A 16,733-nucleotide genomic window follows, 5' to 3' on the forward strand; every position below is an offset into this window, starting at 1 on the left:
AATTACCACCGGTTTACCACTCTCTCCGCAAATCCCATAAAGTTTTTCAAGTAAACGGTACGGCCATCATCCAGAACAGCCGTACCGCTGAATCTTCCGAATACCTGATGCTGGCTGGTTGACAAAAAGACGGCATTTAAGGTAAAATTCCGGTCGAATATCGGCTCAAAAGTCATAGTAATCCGATTATCCGAAGAAGTGAAATTCCAGGGTTCCATATAGTCATATTTATTTTTGAATTTTTTTGGAATCCCAAAGTTTACACGATCAAGTTTATTTGCAATCCCATTAAAAAATAACATATTTTCCGTAGCATTATCCGTATCTCCAAAACCGTAACCCAGATTAAAACCAAAGGTATTGTCTAAAATAAAACCGAAAGCTGAACTCCAATACCAGGTGGTTTTATAAGGCCAGACCCCTCTGCCCCAATCTAAAAGACCGAAAGAATTACCGGAATCAAAATTATAGATTGTATCTTTAACATTGATAGAACCTAGTGCCGACATTCCGATAATCTTTTGATTATAATAAAAACATTTCTTATTTTCTTTAAATGGTGTGGCAATTACCATGGAATCTTTCGATTCCTTAGACAGCAGAAAGGAAGCCGTCAGAGCCGAATCAGGTAAAAAATCATCCAGATACAGAAAGATTTCCCGATCCGCACCCTTATGGATGATTTTTAAATCTGTTCGTATATCTTTATAAATAATATCACCAATTTGTGAAGATTCCGGCAAGTTCCAATTACGTACATGCTTTATAACACTTTTCGATTGTTCCGTTCGCTTGATAAGATCTATAATAGATATGCTAATCAGTATATAACCCATGGTGTATCCTACCGTCAATGCAAAAGCATATGATTCGTTATTTATCAGGTAGTAATCCCATTCTTTCAGACGCCTCTTTTGTACTGCCGCTTTTCTGTTATATTTTAAAAGTGGTGTTGTGGCATATCCTGTTTGGATTAATTCTCCGTGTTCATTTAACAAATCAGACGGTTCAGTAATTTTCTGCTGCATTCTAAAACCCCGAATTCTAAATTCTATACTATATGTTATTAAGTTAGAAAAAAATACAGAACAGGGTATCTACTGTAATCTTAAAATTTATGACATTGGAAAAACATTCATTACTCTTGTTTATTTCTTTCAGTAGTTCTTGCAAATAGTTTAATTATTTCATTAACTACAAGGGGCACTAATGCAAATAATATAACAATCCCCCAATCTCTTAAGCTTAAATTGTGCACTTTAAAAGCCAAAGCCAGGAACGGTATGGAGATTACCCCTAATTGAAGAATGATACCAACGATTATGGAACCGATCAGATATCTGTTGGAGAATAAGCCTACCTGGAATATGGACTTTGTAGCATTCCGAATTGTTAAAGAGTAAAATAATTGTGACGCTGCAAGTACAACAAAAGCCATAGTTCTGGCATAAATCAATACTTCCTCCGGTATATTTTCCGCTCCCAGGCTGTATCCATGTTCTGCAAGACCGAAATAGAATGCTGCTAAAGTTAAGATACCAATTAAAAGGCCGCCAACAACAGCACGAAGTCCGGCGCCGCCCGCAAAAAAGCTTTCCCTCGGATCTCTTGGCTTTTTCTTCATAACATCTTTATCTCCCGGATCTATACCAAGTGCAATTGCCGGTAAGGAGTCGGTAATCAGATTAATCCAAAGAATCTGAGTGGGCATCAATGGAACCGGCCAGAAAAATAGAATGGAAGCTAAGATAGTAACCACTTCTCCTAAATTACAGGAAAGCAGGAAAATAACGGCTTTCTTAATATTATTATAAATATTTCTTCCTTCTTCAATGGCATTAACAATGGTGGTGAAGTTGTCATCGGTTAAAATCATATCACTGGCACCCTTGGCGACATCCGTACCGGTAATACCCATAGCAACGCCGATATCCGCATATTTTAGGGAGGGGGCATCATTTACACCGTCACCGGTCATGGATACAATATTCCCATGTGATTTAAAAGCCCTGACAATTTTAACTTTATGCTCGGGAGAAACCCTGGCAAATACCCGGTAATCATTAATTTTATTAGAAAACTCTTCATCCGAAAAACCATCAATTTCAGCACCTGTAATACTTTGGCCTATGGACTGGGCTATTCCCAGCTCTTTCGCTATGGCAACTGCAGTATTTTTGTGATCCCCGGTAATCATAATCGGTGTAATTCCGGCAGATTTGGCTTCATTAATGGAATCCTTTACTTCAAGCCGGGGAGGGTCAATCATACCGACTAAGCCGATGATGGTTAAGTCTTTTTCCATGGCCGCTGGGTCAATGACCTGGTCTGTATCTTTAAAGGCAACGCCAAGTACCCGCAGAGCCGAATCAGACATCTCTTCCGTGATTTTTAAATAATCTGCTTTTAATTCTTCTGTCAGGGGAATTATCTTACCGTCTGCCAGAGCGGAAGCAGATATACTTAATAAATTATCGATAGCACCTTTTGTATGAACACGGTAACCATTTCCCTCCTGATTTAAGGTTGACATTAATTTTCGGTCGGAATCAAAAGGTTTCTCCGATATTCTTTTATGTTCTGCATTTAATCCGGCTTTAGAAAGACCAAAACGATCACCTAAAATAATAAGGGCTACTTCCGTAGGGTCTCCCGTTCCCTGACCATTCTCATAAGTTGCATCAGAGCATAAAACAAGAGATTTCACTAATTCAGCCTCATCCCCTGAGGCTTGTATGGTATTGAAATCGTCTAAGGGAATATCTTTTAAATTATGAAGAGTATATTGCTTTACCACAGTCATTTTATTCTGGGTAAGGGTTCCTGTTTTATCTGAGCAGATGATATTTACAGAGCCAAGAGTCTCAACTGCCGGTAATTTCTTAACAATTGCATTGATTTTAGACATTCTGGTTACACCCAGAGCCAGCACGATGGCAACAATAGCAGCCAGACCCTCGGGAATAGCAGCAACGGCTAAACTGATGGCAGTTAAAAACATTTCAAATAAATCTCTTCTTTGGATCATAGCTATGATAAAGATAACCGCACAAATGCCGATGGCAATAAACCCCAGAATTCTTCCAAGTTCATCCAGTCTTTTCTGAAGTGGTGTCATTTCATTATTATCTTCTTCTAGAATTTTAGCTATTTTACCGATTTCCGTATCCATAGCGGTAGCAACGACAATACCCTCACCTCTGCCGTAGGTAGCCAGAGTGGATGCAAATGCCATATTTACCTTATCACCAATGGGTGTCTTGGGATCTTCCAAAATTTTTAAGGCATCCTTGGCAGACGGTACGGATTCACCCGTCAGGGCAGATTCTTCTATTTGAAGATTAGCGCTTTCCACCAAACGTAAATCAGCAGGCACGAAACGTCCCGCATCCAATATAATAATATCCCGGGGACTACCTCTTCTGAATTGATCTCCTTTACTTCAGCGTCACGTCGTACTAAGGATCTTGGTGTAGTCATCTGTTTTAGGGCTTCCACGGCTTTTTCTGCTTTTGCTTCCTGGACTACACCAATCACTGCGTTTAAAATAACAACCAAAATAATAATTACGGCATCAACATATTCACCGATAAACAGTGTAATTACAGCAGCACCCAGAAGTACATAGATCAGCATATCTTTCAGCTGTGCCAGAAATAAGAAAATCAGACTCTTCGTAGGTTTTCCCTCCAGCTTATTCATACCGTACTTATCAAGCCGCATTCTGGCTTCTTCACTGGTAAGGCCGGTTAATGGGTTAACATTTAACTCTTTACAAATTTCATCCGTGGGTTTTGAAAACCACATTTTATACACCTCTTTCATTAAATTGATATGGACTGCCTCATACTATGTTTTCTAAAATTTACAATTTTATACTTTGGGATTTCATTGTACTATATATTCTCTGATGAGTAAAATTAAAATTTGATTAATTTTGGGAATTAAGCCATGGTTTTCCTGTAAAGTATATTTTTATTACCGATTATATTTATAATTTAACTAAATTCCAGTTGACAAAAGAAGAAATTGGTAATAAAATAATAATACAACATATGAACAATTGCTCATATGTTCAATAAAGAAAATGTGTGGCAATAAGTTGGAGGCATGCCGCAATGGCATGTCAGAAAAGTTGGAAGAAAATAATCAGTGAAAGGAATGCCGGATACGATTCTTTCAATAAATTAATTTAAGGCAGTACCGCAGGCAGACTGGGGTAACAGATGGGTATAAAAATGGATAACAATACAGATTTTGAACGATGTAATTGTAATGTGATACACGAGGATATTGTAAGCAAAGTTAGAGAGCAGATGCCTCCGGAAGAAAACTTATATGATTTGGCAGAATTGTTTAAAGTATTTGGTGATACTACAAGAATTAAGATTTTATGTGCCTTATTTGAATCTGAAATGTGTGTATGTGATATAGCAGCGCTGTTAAATATGACACAGTCGGCCATCTCCCATCAGCTTCGGGCTCTAAAACAGGCCAGACTTGTTAAATTCAGAAAAGATGGAAAAGTAGTCTTTTATTCCCTTGATGATAATCATGTACAGAGTATTTTCAGTCTTGGATTAGTACATGTGAATGAGAAATAAATTTGGAAGGCGGGGGCTTTTATATGAATGCAAATAATAGTTTAGAACTGGTGCTGGACGGCTTATGCTGCAGCAACTGTGCAATGAAAATTGAAAAAAGGGTAAGTGAACTAGAAACCGTTAAAAATGCAAGCCTTAACTTTGCTACTAAGGTAATGATAGTGGAAGCAGAAAAAGGAGATACCAGAGAAGTTATTTTAGAAGATATTAAACGGATTGTTAAAGCAGTTGAACCGGATGTTGTCGTTAAAGAGAAGAAAACAAAACATAATACAGGGTCTTCGAAACACAGTGGATATGATAATGAACATAAACATGAGAAAAATCAGGGTAACATAAAAGAAGAATGCACGGATGGATGCGATTGCTGCAGTGAAAATTCCCACGAAGGAGGCGATTCTTTCGTTAAAAATAAATTGATACAGTTCGGGATAGCTGTAGTATTGTTAGTGGCTGCTTTAACAATAGATTTTCCCAATTGGCTGAAAATTACCTTGTTCTTCGGAAGTTACCTTATAGCAGGTGGCGAAGTACTTCTATTAGCTGTTAAAAATATATTCAGAGGTGACATTTTTGATGAAAACTTCCTGATGTGTATTGCAACGGTAGGTGCATTTGCTATTGGGGAATTCCCGGAAGGCGTAGCGGTTATGTTATTTTATCAGATTGGCGAAATGTTTCAGGGAATTGCAGTTAACCGTTCCAGAAAATCAATTGCCGATTTAATGGATATCAGGCCGGATTATGCTAATTTAAAAGTAGGCAGTGACATTAAAACCGTAGCTCCGGAGGAAGTAAGAATCGGTGAATTAATCGTAGTTAAACCGGGCGAGAAAGTACCTTTGGACGGTAAAGTAGTGGAAGGCTTTTCTATGGTTGACACTTCAGCGTTAACCGGTGAATCGGTTCCCAGAGAGGTTACTATAAATGACAGTGTTTTAGGCGGTTTTATTAATAAAAACGGTCTTTTAACCATAGAAGTAATTCGGGAATTTGAAGAATCCACCGTAGCAAAGATACTGGATATGGTTCAGAATGCAAGCAGCAGAAAAGCTCCGACGGAGACTTTTATTACAAAGTTTGCAAGAAAATATACTCCTGCTGTTACCATAGCTGCATTTTTACTTGCAGTCGTTCCTCCGCTTATTATACCGGGTGCCGTTTTTTCTGATTGGTTGTACCGGGCGTTAATATTCCTGGTTATTTCCTGCCCTTGTGCATTGGTGGTGTCCATTCCTTTAAGTTTCTTTGGTGGGATAGGAGGGGCATCAAAACAAGGAGTATTAGTGAAAGGCAGTAATTATCTGGAAGCACTAAATTATGTTGATACCATCGTTTTTGATAAAACCGGCACTTTAACCAAAGGTGTGTTTAAAGTAACTAAGATTAGTTCTGCAGGGAAAACAACCAAAGAAGAATTACTGCGCTATGCAGCATATGCTGAAAGTTTTTCCAATCATCCAATTGCAGTATCCATATTAAAGGCTTATGATAGCGCGATTGATAAAAATAAAATAGATAATTTTGAAGAATTACCAGGTTTGGGTATTCGAATCAGTTTAACGGGGGATACTGTTCTGGCTGGTAATAATAAGCTGATGAACCAATACGGTATTCCTTATGAACAGGCGGATTCCATTGGTTCCGTAGTCCATGTTTCAGTTAATAATAAATACATCGGTAATATCGTCATTTCTGATGAATTAAAAGAAGATTCGGAAAGAGCGCTTAAGACTTTAAAAAGTATGGGAATTAAGAAACTGGTTATGCTAACCGGTGATAGTAAAGCAGTCGGTGAAAAAATCGGGGAGAAGCTGGGTATGGATGAAATACATGCAGAGCTGTTACCCGATGAGAAAGTTCATAATCTGGAAATGCTGGATAAACAAAAAGGAACAAAAGGTAAACTAGTTTTTGTAGGTGACGGTATCAATGATGCACCGGTACTTGCCCGTGCGGATATTGGGGTAGCCATGGGAGGACTGGGATCCGATGCTGCCATTGAAGCTGCCGATGTGGTTTTGATGACAGACGAACCTGCTAAATTGGTCACTGCGATAAAAATAGCAAAGAAAACTCATATTATCGTTTGGCAGAATATAATATTTGCATTGGGAATTAAAATAGTTGTTTTAGTATTAGGTGCCGGCGGACTGGCAACCATGTGGGAAGCAGTATTTGCTGACGTAGGTGTGGCACTCATTGCCGTCTTAAATGCTATGCGCGCCATGAAAATTGAATAATCAGGTGATTTAGGAAAGGATATACTATAACGAGGGATTAGCTAAATAATATCTTATGTAAATTAAAAACATTACATTCAGGGTCTGATTGAAATTAATACTGTTATGGGTATTATTAAGTCGGACCCTTTTAATAACTGAAATATACTACTGTTAATTATAAAAATTATCAATAAATAGTAATGTTTAAGAAAAATATATATGATATAATAAATTTTTGATGAAATAAGTTTGATACAACAAGTTTTTAATAAAAATTTCTTATCCATAAAAAATCCATAATCCTCTGATATGATGAATTTACAAACTAGTAATCCAGTAGGATAGGAGGAAATTAAATGTTATTTCAGAAAAAATCTAAGGATACTGCTGATAGCAATAGGAATAGCCATAACCCCTTAAAACTCATCGGTATGATGGGTATGTGCTGTTTGCTTCCTATATTAATTATAGCAATACTGCCCTTTTTAAATATTAACAATCCTGGAGCAAATGTGGTCATATCCGGCTTATCTTCTTTCATTTGCCCGATCATGATGGGGCTTATGATGATAGGTATGCTGCGCGGAGGGAAACATAAGGGATGCTGTAAGGAAGAGAACAGTGAATCAATAAGATAATAGGTAAAGGCAGGTTAAGTAAAGAAAATTAAATAGAAAGGATGCCACTTATTGTTACTATCAACCTGTGGAACTAGTGTTTCACGTTTTATTTGTGGCAGTGGTGTGATTGCAAAATTCATAAATATATTCAGGTTAATAACTGTAAGAATTTGCAATAGTACCACGAGGTGGGTGCAAAGATGAAAACAGAACAATTTAAAATAACAGGTATGACTTGTGCAGCCTGTGCCAAAGCCGTTGAAAAGGCGGTAAGTAAATTAGATGGTATCTCAAAGGCCAGTGTTAATTTTGCTACGGAAAAATTGCATCTGGAATATGAGGAATCTTTAGTTTCTGCTGATATGATTAAATCTGCAGTAGATAAGGCCGGTTATCATGTTGTGGAAGAAACCGATGCTAAGGAAATTACAATATCAGTAGCAGGAATGACCTGCGCAGCTTGTGCCAGAACCATAGAAAAAGCAGTTGGAAAATTAGATGGTGTGGAAAGAAGCACTGTAAATTTTGCAACTGAGAAAGCAACCGTTCATTACGATCCTCAGAAAATAAGGTTATCTGAGATTAAAGATGCCATTACCAAAGCAGGATATAAACCACTGGATACGCAGGCCGGCAGTAAGACCGATGAGGATAGGATTAGAAAACAAAAGGAAATCAAAACCCTTTGGACCAAATTTATTGTATCAGCTATATTCTCCATACCTTTATTGTATATAGCCATGGTTCCTATGATAACCTGGTTCAGACTTCCTTTCCCCGGAGGTCTTAATCCAATGCAATATCCATTAATTTATGCTTTGGTGGAATTACTCCTGGTTATTCCGGTACTGATTGCAGGAAATAAGTTTTATACCATTGGTTTTCGTGCAATAATCAGAAGAAGTCCCAACATGGATTCTTTGATAGCTATGGGAACTTCGGCTGCTGTTTTATACAGTATCTATTCCATTTACCGAATCTATAACGGTGAATTCGGACATGTGGAAGATTTATATTTTGAATCGGCCGGTGTCATAATAACACTGATACTTTTAGGAAAGTCTCTGGAAGCCGTATCCAAAGGAAAAACTTCGGAAGCGATTAAGAAACTTATGGGCCTTGCTCCGAAAACGGCAATTGTAATTCAGGATGGAAAAGAAATTGAAATGCCCATCGATGAAGTTGAAGTCGGTGATATTATTTTAGTAAAACCCGGCGAAAAAATTCCGGTGGATGGGGAAGTCTTAGAGGGTAACTCCTCCGTGGATGAGTCCATGCTAACCGGAGAGAGTATTCCGGTAGAAAAGAAAGTCGGAGATAAAGTAATCGGTGCAAGTATTAATAAAAACGGCTTACTTAAGTTTAAAACAACGAAAGTAGGAAGTGATACAGCTCTGGCTCAAATTGTTAAGTTGGTTGAGGATGCGCAGGGGTCCAAAGCTCCTATCGCGCAAATGGCGGATATTGTATCCGGGTATTTTGTTCCTATTGTATTTGCCATAGCAATTATTTCGTCCCTTGCCTGGTATATAAGCGGACAGGGCGAAGTATTTGCACTTACGATATTTATTTCTGTACTTGTTATAGCCTGCCCTTGTGCCCTTGGACTTGCGACTCCGACCGCCATTATGGTAGGAACGGGTAAAGGTGCGGAATACGGGGTTCTGATTAAAGGCGGAGAAGCACTGGAAAGTACCCATAAAATTAAAACGATTGTTTTTGATAAAACCGGAACCATAACGGAGGGTAGACCGGAAGTTACGGATATAGTAACAACAAATATTATTGATAAAGAAAAACTCCTGCAAATAGCCGCATCTGCTGAAAAGGGTTCCGAACATCCTTTAGGGGAAGCGATTGTAAGAGGTGCTGAAAAAGAAAATCTTAAGACGATTAAAATCGATCAATTTACCAATATACCGGGACATGGTATTGAAGTAGAACTGGACGGTAAACTGGTATATCTGGGCAACCGGAAGTTAATGTTAAATAAGAATGTAAACCTTGGTGAACTTGAGAAAGAATCAGACCGCCTTGCCTCAGAAGGAAAAACACCCATGTATATTTCTTTTGGCAGCCAGCTGGCAGGAATTATTGCCGTAGCTGATATTGTAAAGGAAAGCAGTGGGAATGCGATTAAGAAATTACATGAAATGGGAATTGAGGTTGCCATGATTACCGGTGACAATAGAAGAACGGCTGAAGCGATTGCAAAACAGGTTGGAATAGACAGGATTTTAGCAGAGGTATTGCCGGAGGATAAAGCAAGTGAGGTAAAAAAACTTCAGGCAGAAGGTAAAAAAGTTGCCATGGTTGGAGATGGTATTAATGATGCGCCTGCCCTTGCTCAGGCAGATATCGGTATTGCAATCGGTTCCGGTACGGACGTAGCCATGGAATCCGCAGATATCGTATTAATGCGCAGCGACTTAATGGATGTGCCTACGGCTATCCAATTAAGCAAGAGTACCATACGAAATATAAGACAGAACCTGTTCTGGGCATTTGCTTATAACATAGCAGGTATTCCGGTTGCAGCCGGTATCCTTTATGCGTTCGGCGGACCGAAGTTAAACCCTATTTTAGCGGCGGCAGCGATGTCTTTAAGTTCTGTTTCCGTATTAACCAACGCATTAAGATTAAAGAGATTTAAACCTTACAAATAAATTTATTATGCATAATGGAGAAACTATATCGTTGTATGATGATTATGTTTTTGTATTACGCTACGGATTGACGAACCATAATTTGAAATGGGATTTTGTCACTCCAATCCCAAAATTATAACAGGAGGAAATATTGTGTTAAGAAAAAAAATTGCAAAACTAACAGCTGTTTTAACCCTGGCAGCAGTTTTAACAGCTTGCAAACAGGCGGATGTCATCGGAAAAACAGCAGTTACATCTTTTGATAAATTGATGAATACCTTGGGGGATCAGGTGACTTTTGACGACAGTAAAAATTCCTGGGTTTTAGTTTCCCCAACCGGAGAATATTTTGAATGGAGCAAGGATTTTAGCAGTGATGTTCCTGATGCAACGGTAGAGTTTGATGCGGCACCTTTTTTGAGCGCAGGATTAGATGTTAATAAGCTTCCGGGAGAGCAATATGTTTATGATGAAGCTTCCGGCAGAATTCGTATGCCATATGAATTAGGTCAGGATGCATTTACCTATTCCGGTGATGTTACAGCCAAAGATACATTCCAGAATATAGTTGATAAAAACCGTAAGCTCATAGGTTATCATGCACAGCTAGACCACTACGGTATAGCACTTGGTAACGGTAATATGTTTGAATGGGCGAAAGATATGGCTAAAAATGATAAAGATATGGTATTTGTTCTGAATCCGCAGCCTTTTATTGATGCAGGTGTAGATCCTGCCAAAGTGGAAGGATGGGTATTCGGTAAAGTAAAAGTTGACAATGGCAAGGGTAAAATGGTAGAAGTTGATAAGCTTTTAAAACCATTTGATTTAAACTAACAAAAATACACCCGTTGTGAAGAATGGTTTTTCATAGTATACTTTCCTGAAAGCTAGTATACAATACTATTCTTCACAGGGTGTTTTTGACTTTTTGCATCCATGTCGATAGAATATGTAAGGGAGGAATAGGATGTTTAAAAAAATAAAAAAAGCGATTCATAATTTCCTTCTTCAAATGGCGAAAGAAAATGAAGAATTGTACGGTAAAGAGCGAATGGACTGCTGCAAACTAAACAGTCCGAAAAAGAGGTGATTTTGTGGGGAACGATTCAAAAAGAATTCTTGTAGTGGAAGACGAAATAAAAATTGTGGAGTTTATAGAATCCTATCTGCTAAACAGCGGGTATGAAGTGTTAAAAGCAGCAAACGGCAGAGAAGCATTGCGATTATTTGGTCAAAAGGAAATTGACCTGATATTATTGGATTTAATGTTACCGGACATCTCCGGAGAAGAAATCTGCAAGGAAATCAGAAAAACTTCCAAGGTACCGATTATTATGCTGACGGCAAAAAGCAGTGACGAATCAATTATTAACGGCCTGGATATTGGTGCGGATGATTATATGACGAAACCTTTCAGTCCAAGACAAATGATTGCCAGGGTAAATGCTCTATTACGCAGGAGTACTGCAGAAGAGGCAAGTGTAGAAATCTTATCTTTCCATCAAGGTGATCTGGTCATTAATTCAACGGATTATACTGTAAAAAAAGCAGGAAAAGTTACCTATCTTACCCCAAGCGAATATAAAATATTAATCACACTTGCGAAACGACCGAATAAGGTATTTACCAGAGAAGAGCTCATTAATGCAGCTTTTGACGGGGATTATTTCGGTTATGACAGAACCATTGATTCCCATATAAAAAATCTCCGTGCCAAAATTGAGGACAATCCCAAAGAATGTACTTATATTTTGACCATACGGGGTATTGGTTACCGTTTTGGAGGTGATTTAGCTGAAATACACCTTAAGAAGTAAATTAACCCTATCCTATATCTTTATTGTTGTGATTGTGGTTGGGCTTACGAGTCTGGTGACTAATTTCGGATTAAAGGCTCAATTTGAAAATTATGTAATTCACAGGCAGGAAAAACAAACCAGGGAAATAATTGACCTGATTAAAATGAAATATGAAGAGGAAAAAGCCTGGAATACCGGTTATTTAGAAATAATCGGTATGAATGCTTTACAAAACGGCATGATTCTTGAAGTAGAGGATAATAAGAAGCAGAGTGTGTGGTCCGCATACAAGCATAATAATGGATTATGCCAGGCTATGATTATGGATATGAGGGCGAATATGTACAGCTATTCGGATAAATGGAATGGGGAATACCAGGAAAAAGCCTATCCCATTACCATTGATGATGTGCAGGTTGGAACTTTAACTACCGGTTATGTCGGGCCTTATTATTTTAATGATGAGGAATTAATCTTTATTAAAGCACTTAATTCTCTGTTTCTGATTACCGGAATCTGTTCCCTGATTATAGCCTTTGCTTTAGGTGTTTTTATGTCGTTAAGATTAAGCAATCCTTTAAATAAAGTTGCAAAAAAAGCGTTATCCCTTTCGGAAGGAAATTATAAGGAAAGATTAACAGACGGTTCCCATACGAAAGAAATAGAAATATTGATTGAAACGATCAACGAACTATCCGACGCATTGGAACATAAAGATAAACTGCAAAAGCAGCTGACACAGGATGTAGCTCATGAACTGAGAACTCCTCTCACATCCGTCCAGGGTCATATGGAAGCCATGTTAGATGGAATCTGGGCTATGGATAAAGAAAGACTTACCAGCTGTTACGAAGAAATAATAAGAATAAAAAAATTAATCGGAAGTATCGAAGATTTATCCGGGGTTGAAAACGAAAATATACTGCTTCATAAACAGGAGTTTAATTTAGCTAAATTATTCATAAGACTTCTGAACAATTATGAAAAAAACTTTCAAATGAAAAACATACGGGTGAATTACCGCCCGGAATCAATTATGATCTATGCCGATGAGGATAAAATGAGCCAGGTATTTAACAACCTCTTATCAAATGCTCTGAAATACTCAGAAGACGAAGGTGAAATCACGATTCAAACTACAGTAGAAAAAGATTCCGTTATAGTAAGCTTAAAAGATACGGGTATGGGGATATCGGAAGAAGACCTGCCTCATATATTTGAAAGGTTTTACCGTGCGGATAAATCCCGTAACCGAAAGACAGGTGGTGTCGGGGTGGGGCTTACCATAAGTAAAGCTATTATTGAAGCCCATGAGGGGAAAATAACAGTTAATAGTAAATATGGGGAAGGAACGGAGTTTGTTATAAAATTACCCCAATCCGAAGATATTATTAATAAACTTTAAGTATATATTTATGTCTTTGTTTTAAATAATAAAAATGGAACCTTATTAAGCGGACTATAAAATCCGCTCTGAAGGTTCCATTTTGTTTAATAGCTTTTATTCCTGTTCCATCGCTCTTTGTCTTCTTCTCGGGGGCATACCCATAGCAGCAAATGCTCTGCAATGTCTGGCACAATTTAAACATACCATAGCACAATGCTGTGACATTTCATCGGGATAACTTAAGCATTCCGTTCCGCATGTATGACAGATATCCGCACATAAAGCGGCAGCATTTCTGGAATATATGGCATCACGTGCTGCAAATTTAGCGGTTAAACCGCAAATATCTGCGCATTCACGCAGTAACATGGCCTGTGCTACTCTGTCTGCCATCTGCATTCTTATTAAATGATGGGTCATATGTTCACAGACTGCTTCACAATCCTGAACTGTCATAACAAAGTCCTCATTCATATAATGTATAAAATCAGGTTCAAAATCCATATTATTATTATTATTATCCACTTTGTACTCCTTACATAGTGATTACAATTTATTATATTCAAATTACGGAATAATGTACCAATTGAATAAGTGTTCGTAAACAAACATTAATGATAAAAGTTAGGATTTTAGCTTGGGTGTCAGGGTAAATTTACATATCCTCTTTCTCATAGGTAATCTTTAAGTCAGGTTGATATCCTTTTTCCATTTTATGCCTTGCCTTACGGTTTTCCACCGTATCAAAAATAATGGAAAAATCATAATCTACCGGATATAATTCGGTGGCAGGTGCTTTTAACTGAAGCCTTTTATGATTAACCAGCTGTTTTGTTTTTTGTATCTGTACACCAATTTCTCCTTTTTCATTGGCAGTTTTATATACAATACCTATCTTCTTCTGTGGGTATACCATAACACTGTCTCCGATATGAAAGCGTAAGCTCCTTACATTAACCGGCTTTTCTGATTTTTCTTTTTGTATATGGTTTTGCATAACATAATTGGTTTCCTCTGAGGCATCCATTATGAAAGCGGAGTCAGGAATAGTTCCATTTTTTACCTCATTACTTCTGCCATAGGCTTCTTCGTAAGCTCTTGTAAGCATTCTTTTTGGAAGACCTAAACGTTTTGCAATATACAATGCACAGCTTTCCCCTGCCATCCCGATTTCCAAACGGTAAAGCGGTTTTAAGCTATCCCGGTCAAATGCCATTTTCGCATTGATTAATCCTGCCGTATTATCTGCATAATCCTTTACCTCCGGGTAATGGGTAGTGGCGATAAAGAGGCAGCCTTTTTCCTTTAATTCCTCCAGAATAGAGATTGCGATTCCCATTCCTTCCGCAGGGTCAGTGCCCGATCCTAATTCATCCAGTAATACAAGGCTTTCTCTATCGGTTTGACTTAGTATTTCAATAATATTAGTTATATGGGCAGAAAAAGTAGAAAGATTCTCCGTGATGCTCTGACCATCTCCGATATCACATAATATTATATTGTTCATACATAGTTCTGCTGATTCACAGGGAATATGCAGTCCGGATTGTGCCATAAGCTGTAAAAGGCCTACTGTCTTTAGGGCAACGGTTTTACCGCCTGTATTGGGACCGGTGATGACTACACCCCGTATTTCATTACCTATAGTGAAATTCAAAGGAACACAGTCAGAAGGTTTTATAAAAGGATGCCTTCCATTGATAATATGGATATACCGCTTATTGTTCATAACGGCCGGTACGCCGTTCATATCCATGCTTAATTTTCCTTTGGCAAATATAAAATCCAAGGTTTCCAGTGCTTCCATATTTAAGTGAATGGAAGGTGAATTGTCCTGTACCAGATTAGTCAGGGTATACAGGATTTTTCGCTCTTCATTCTCCTCCCTGATGCGCAGCAGGGATAATTCGTCTTCCAGATTTAAAACGGTATTCGGTACAATAAAATAGGTGGCGCCGGTAGAAGAGATATCAAGGGTAGACCCATTTACCTGATTTTTGTATTCTTTTTTTACCGGAAGAACAAAATGTCCGTTTCTGTTAGAAACAAAACTCTCCGTAAACCAGTCCTTTTTACTGCGTAATAAATTCTCCAGTTTAGAACGGATTTCGGAATTTACACTTTCCATCTTTCGGCGGATGTCCTTTAAATCTTTTGATGCGGCATCATCAACCCGGTTACCCCTTATGCATACATTTATTTCATTTAGCAGACCGCTTAAATCCACCAGGGAGTTGCCGTAATATGCCATGTCGACACCTAGGGATTCCGCTTTTTTTAAATAATTTTTCATCCGGTTATTTGCCGCAATAAACTGGCCCACAAGACTTAGCTGCTCCGGAAGAAGCATGGAACCTTTTTCAGTCATATCCAGAATTTTCTCCATGTCTTTCATAGCAGGTAAAGGCGGTGTTCCCATACTCTCCAGTATTTTTCTTGCTTCCGTCGTTTCCTTAATCCTTAAATTAACCTCACTGATAGATAAAAAAGGCCTCAAAGTTAATAATTTTTGTTTCGTCTTATCAGATATTGCTATATCACACAACTTATTTATTATTTTATCAAATTCCAATACGCTTATTGTTTTATCGAGCATTACTATCGACTCCTTATAAATTAAAATTTTAACCATATTAAACCGCTAATACTCCCGGATATCATTCTTTGGTATCACGGAATTAAAAACCCACAGGGTAATTCCACCTTTACAAAAAGCAGAGTTTCCCTGTGGGTATAGAATCAGAATATTAGAGAGTATAGCAAAAATCAAAATCATCTACTTCGTTTGAATCTATAATTACGATTCACCCAAGTTAAACATTAAGAATTTTGCTATAGTTCCATAACCTGATAACTTTATAAGTCGTAAACGAAAAAAGGCATAACAGGATATACCTATTATGCCGAATCTATCGCCAGGACGTCCGCATATGAGTATTTTCTGTAAAGGTAGTTAAGTAAAGGCACAACAAAATAAGGCATCTGATACTGCCATGACCTTTACTTATTCATTCTGTTAAGTGCTAGTTAGCACAAACCTCTTTTACAGATAATACCGACATCAAAACCATCCTTTCAAACATGTTAATTTTAATTATATATGATATAGCATATGCATTGTATCATACTTGGAATGAATTGTCAAAGCTATATTTCGAAAAGAAGCCTTAAATTATTTTTTAAGTTATTGTAAAACAGAAGCCTGAAAGATTTATTTTGCAGCTCAAAAAGAATTGTTTTAAAAATCATGGGAATAAAAAGCCGGTACAGTCCTGCACAATTTTAGAAGTATTTCGCGTGCATGTTTATTCTTTTAAAAGTTGTATAGACATAAGTGTCCATATACATATGAACAGGATATTGGTAAAATATAAATGTAAATAATTTACTGGAAAGGCCCCCCTTATCTAGTAAATACCGCTTAGCTAAAAGTATTAAGCTAAGCGG

13 protein-coding genes are annotated in these 16,733 nt (G+C 37.7%); 8 read left to right on the top strand and 5 right to left on the bottom strand.

Features of this window, described 5'->3' with window-relative positions:
- Positions 1–2: 2 nt before the first annotated feature.
- The 3 genes from Ana3638_RS06920 to Ana3638_RS26100 form a co-directional block, all read right to left on the bottom strand.
- Positions 3–1,028: a DUF2804 domain-containing protein gene (locus Ana3638_RS06920; protein WP_161837371.1), complete on the bottom strand. Its 1,026-nt coding sequence runs from the start codon at positions 1,026–1,028 to the stop codon at positions 3–5.
- Between the two features lie 110 nt (positions 1,029–1,138).
- Positions 1,139–3,394: a cation-translocating P-type ATPase gene (locus tag Ana3638_RS06925; protein WP_330587909.1), complete on the bottom strand. Its 2,256-nt coding sequence runs from the start codon at positions 3,392–3,394 to the stop codon at positions 1,139–1,141.
- Positions 3,331–3,807, bottom strand: coding sequence for a cation-transporting P-type ATPase (locus Ana3638_RS26100; protein ID WP_330587910.1), 477 nt, complete (start codon positions 3,805–3,807; stop codon positions 3,331–3,333). The genes Ana3638_RS06925 and Ana3638_RS26100 overlap by 64 nt, the downstream gene beginning before the upstream one ends.
- Positions 3,808–4,226: 419 nt before the next feature.
- Between Ana3638_RS26100 and Ana3638_RS06930 the strand changes: the two genes are divergently transcribed.
- From Ana3638_RS06930 to Ana3638_RS06960, 8 genes are all read left to right on the top strand, one after another.
- On the top strand, positions 4,227–4,604 hold the full coding sequence (locus tag Ana3638_RS06930; protein ID WP_330587911.1) for an ArsR/SmtB family transcription factor: 378 nt from the start codon (positions 4,227–4,229) through the stop codon (positions 4,602–4,604).
- A gap of 23 nt (positions 4,605–4,627) precedes the next feature.
- Positions 4,628–6,847 (top strand): heavy metal translocating P-type ATPase, encoded by a 2,220-nt coding sequence (locus tag Ana3638_RS06935; RefSeq protein WP_161837372.1) that lies wholly within the window; start codon positions 4,628–4,630, stop codon positions 6,845–6,847.
- A 338-nt stretch (positions 6,848–7,185) separates the two neighbouring features.
- Complete coding sequence (locus Ana3638_RS06940; RefSeq protein ID WP_161837373.1) at positions 7,186–7,467, top strand: hypothetical protein; 282 nt, start codon at positions 7,186–7,188, stop codon at positions 7,465–7,467.
- A gap of 182 nt (positions 7,468–7,649) precedes the next feature.
- Entirely contained in the window at positions 7,650–10,115 is a 2,466-nt protein-coding gene (locus Ana3638_RS06945; protein ID WP_161837374.1) for a heavy metal translocating P-type ATPase, read from the top strand.
- 135 nt (positions 10,116–10,250) lie between these two features.
- On the top strand, positions 10,251–10,934 hold the full coding sequence (locus Ana3638_RS06950; RefSeq protein WP_161837375.1) for a hypothetical protein: 684 nt from the start codon (positions 10,251–10,253) through the stop codon (positions 10,932–10,934).
- A gap of 133 nt (positions 10,935–11,067) precedes the next feature.
- The gene (locus tag Ana3638_RS25685; protein ID WP_281352890.1) at positions 11,068–11,190 is read left to right on the top strand and encodes an LDCC motif putative metal-binding protein; all 123 of its coding nucleotides are present in this window, start codon (positions 11,068–11,070) and stop codon (positions 11,188–11,190) included.
- A 4-nt stretch (positions 11,191–11,194) separates the two neighbouring features.
- On the top strand, positions 11,195–11,917 hold the full coding sequence (locus Ana3638_RS06955; protein ID WP_161837376.1) for a response regulator transcription factor: 723 nt from the start codon (positions 11,195–11,197) through the stop codon (positions 11,915–11,917).
- A gap of 34 nt (positions 11,918–11,951) precedes the next feature.
- Positions 11,952–13,304: a sensor histidine kinase gene (locus Ana3638_RS06960; protein ID WP_161837377.1), complete on the top strand. Its 1,353-nt coding sequence runs from the start codon at positions 11,952–11,954 to the stop codon at positions 13,302–13,304.
- A gap of 96 nt (positions 13,305–13,400) precedes the next feature.
- On the opposite strand, the gene Ana3638_RS06965 is transcribed toward Ana3638_RS06960, so the two are convergent.
- Both Ana3638_RS06965 and Ana3638_RS06970 read right to left on the bottom strand, forming a co-directional pair.
- Positions 13,401–13,811, bottom strand: coding sequence for a four-helix bundle copper-binding protein (locus Ana3638_RS06965; RefSeq protein ID WP_202621581.1), 411 nt, complete (start codon positions 13,809–13,811; stop codon positions 13,401–13,403).
- A 130-nt stretch (positions 13,812–13,941) separates the two neighbouring features.
- The gene (locus Ana3638_RS06970; RefSeq protein ID WP_161837378.1) at positions 13,942–15,882 is read right to left on the bottom strand and encodes an endonuclease MutS2; all 1,941 of its coding nucleotides are present in this window, start codon (positions 15,880–15,882) and stop codon (positions 13,942–13,944) included.
- Positions 15,883–16,733 lie beyond the last annotated feature (851 nt).

Origin of the sequence: Anaerocolumna sedimenticola (assembly GCF_009931695.1) — a bacterium.
In the GTDB taxonomy this organism is placed as follows: Bacteria; Bacillota; Clostridia; order Lachnospirales; family Lachnospiraceae; genus Anaerocolumna; species Anaerocolumna sedimenticola.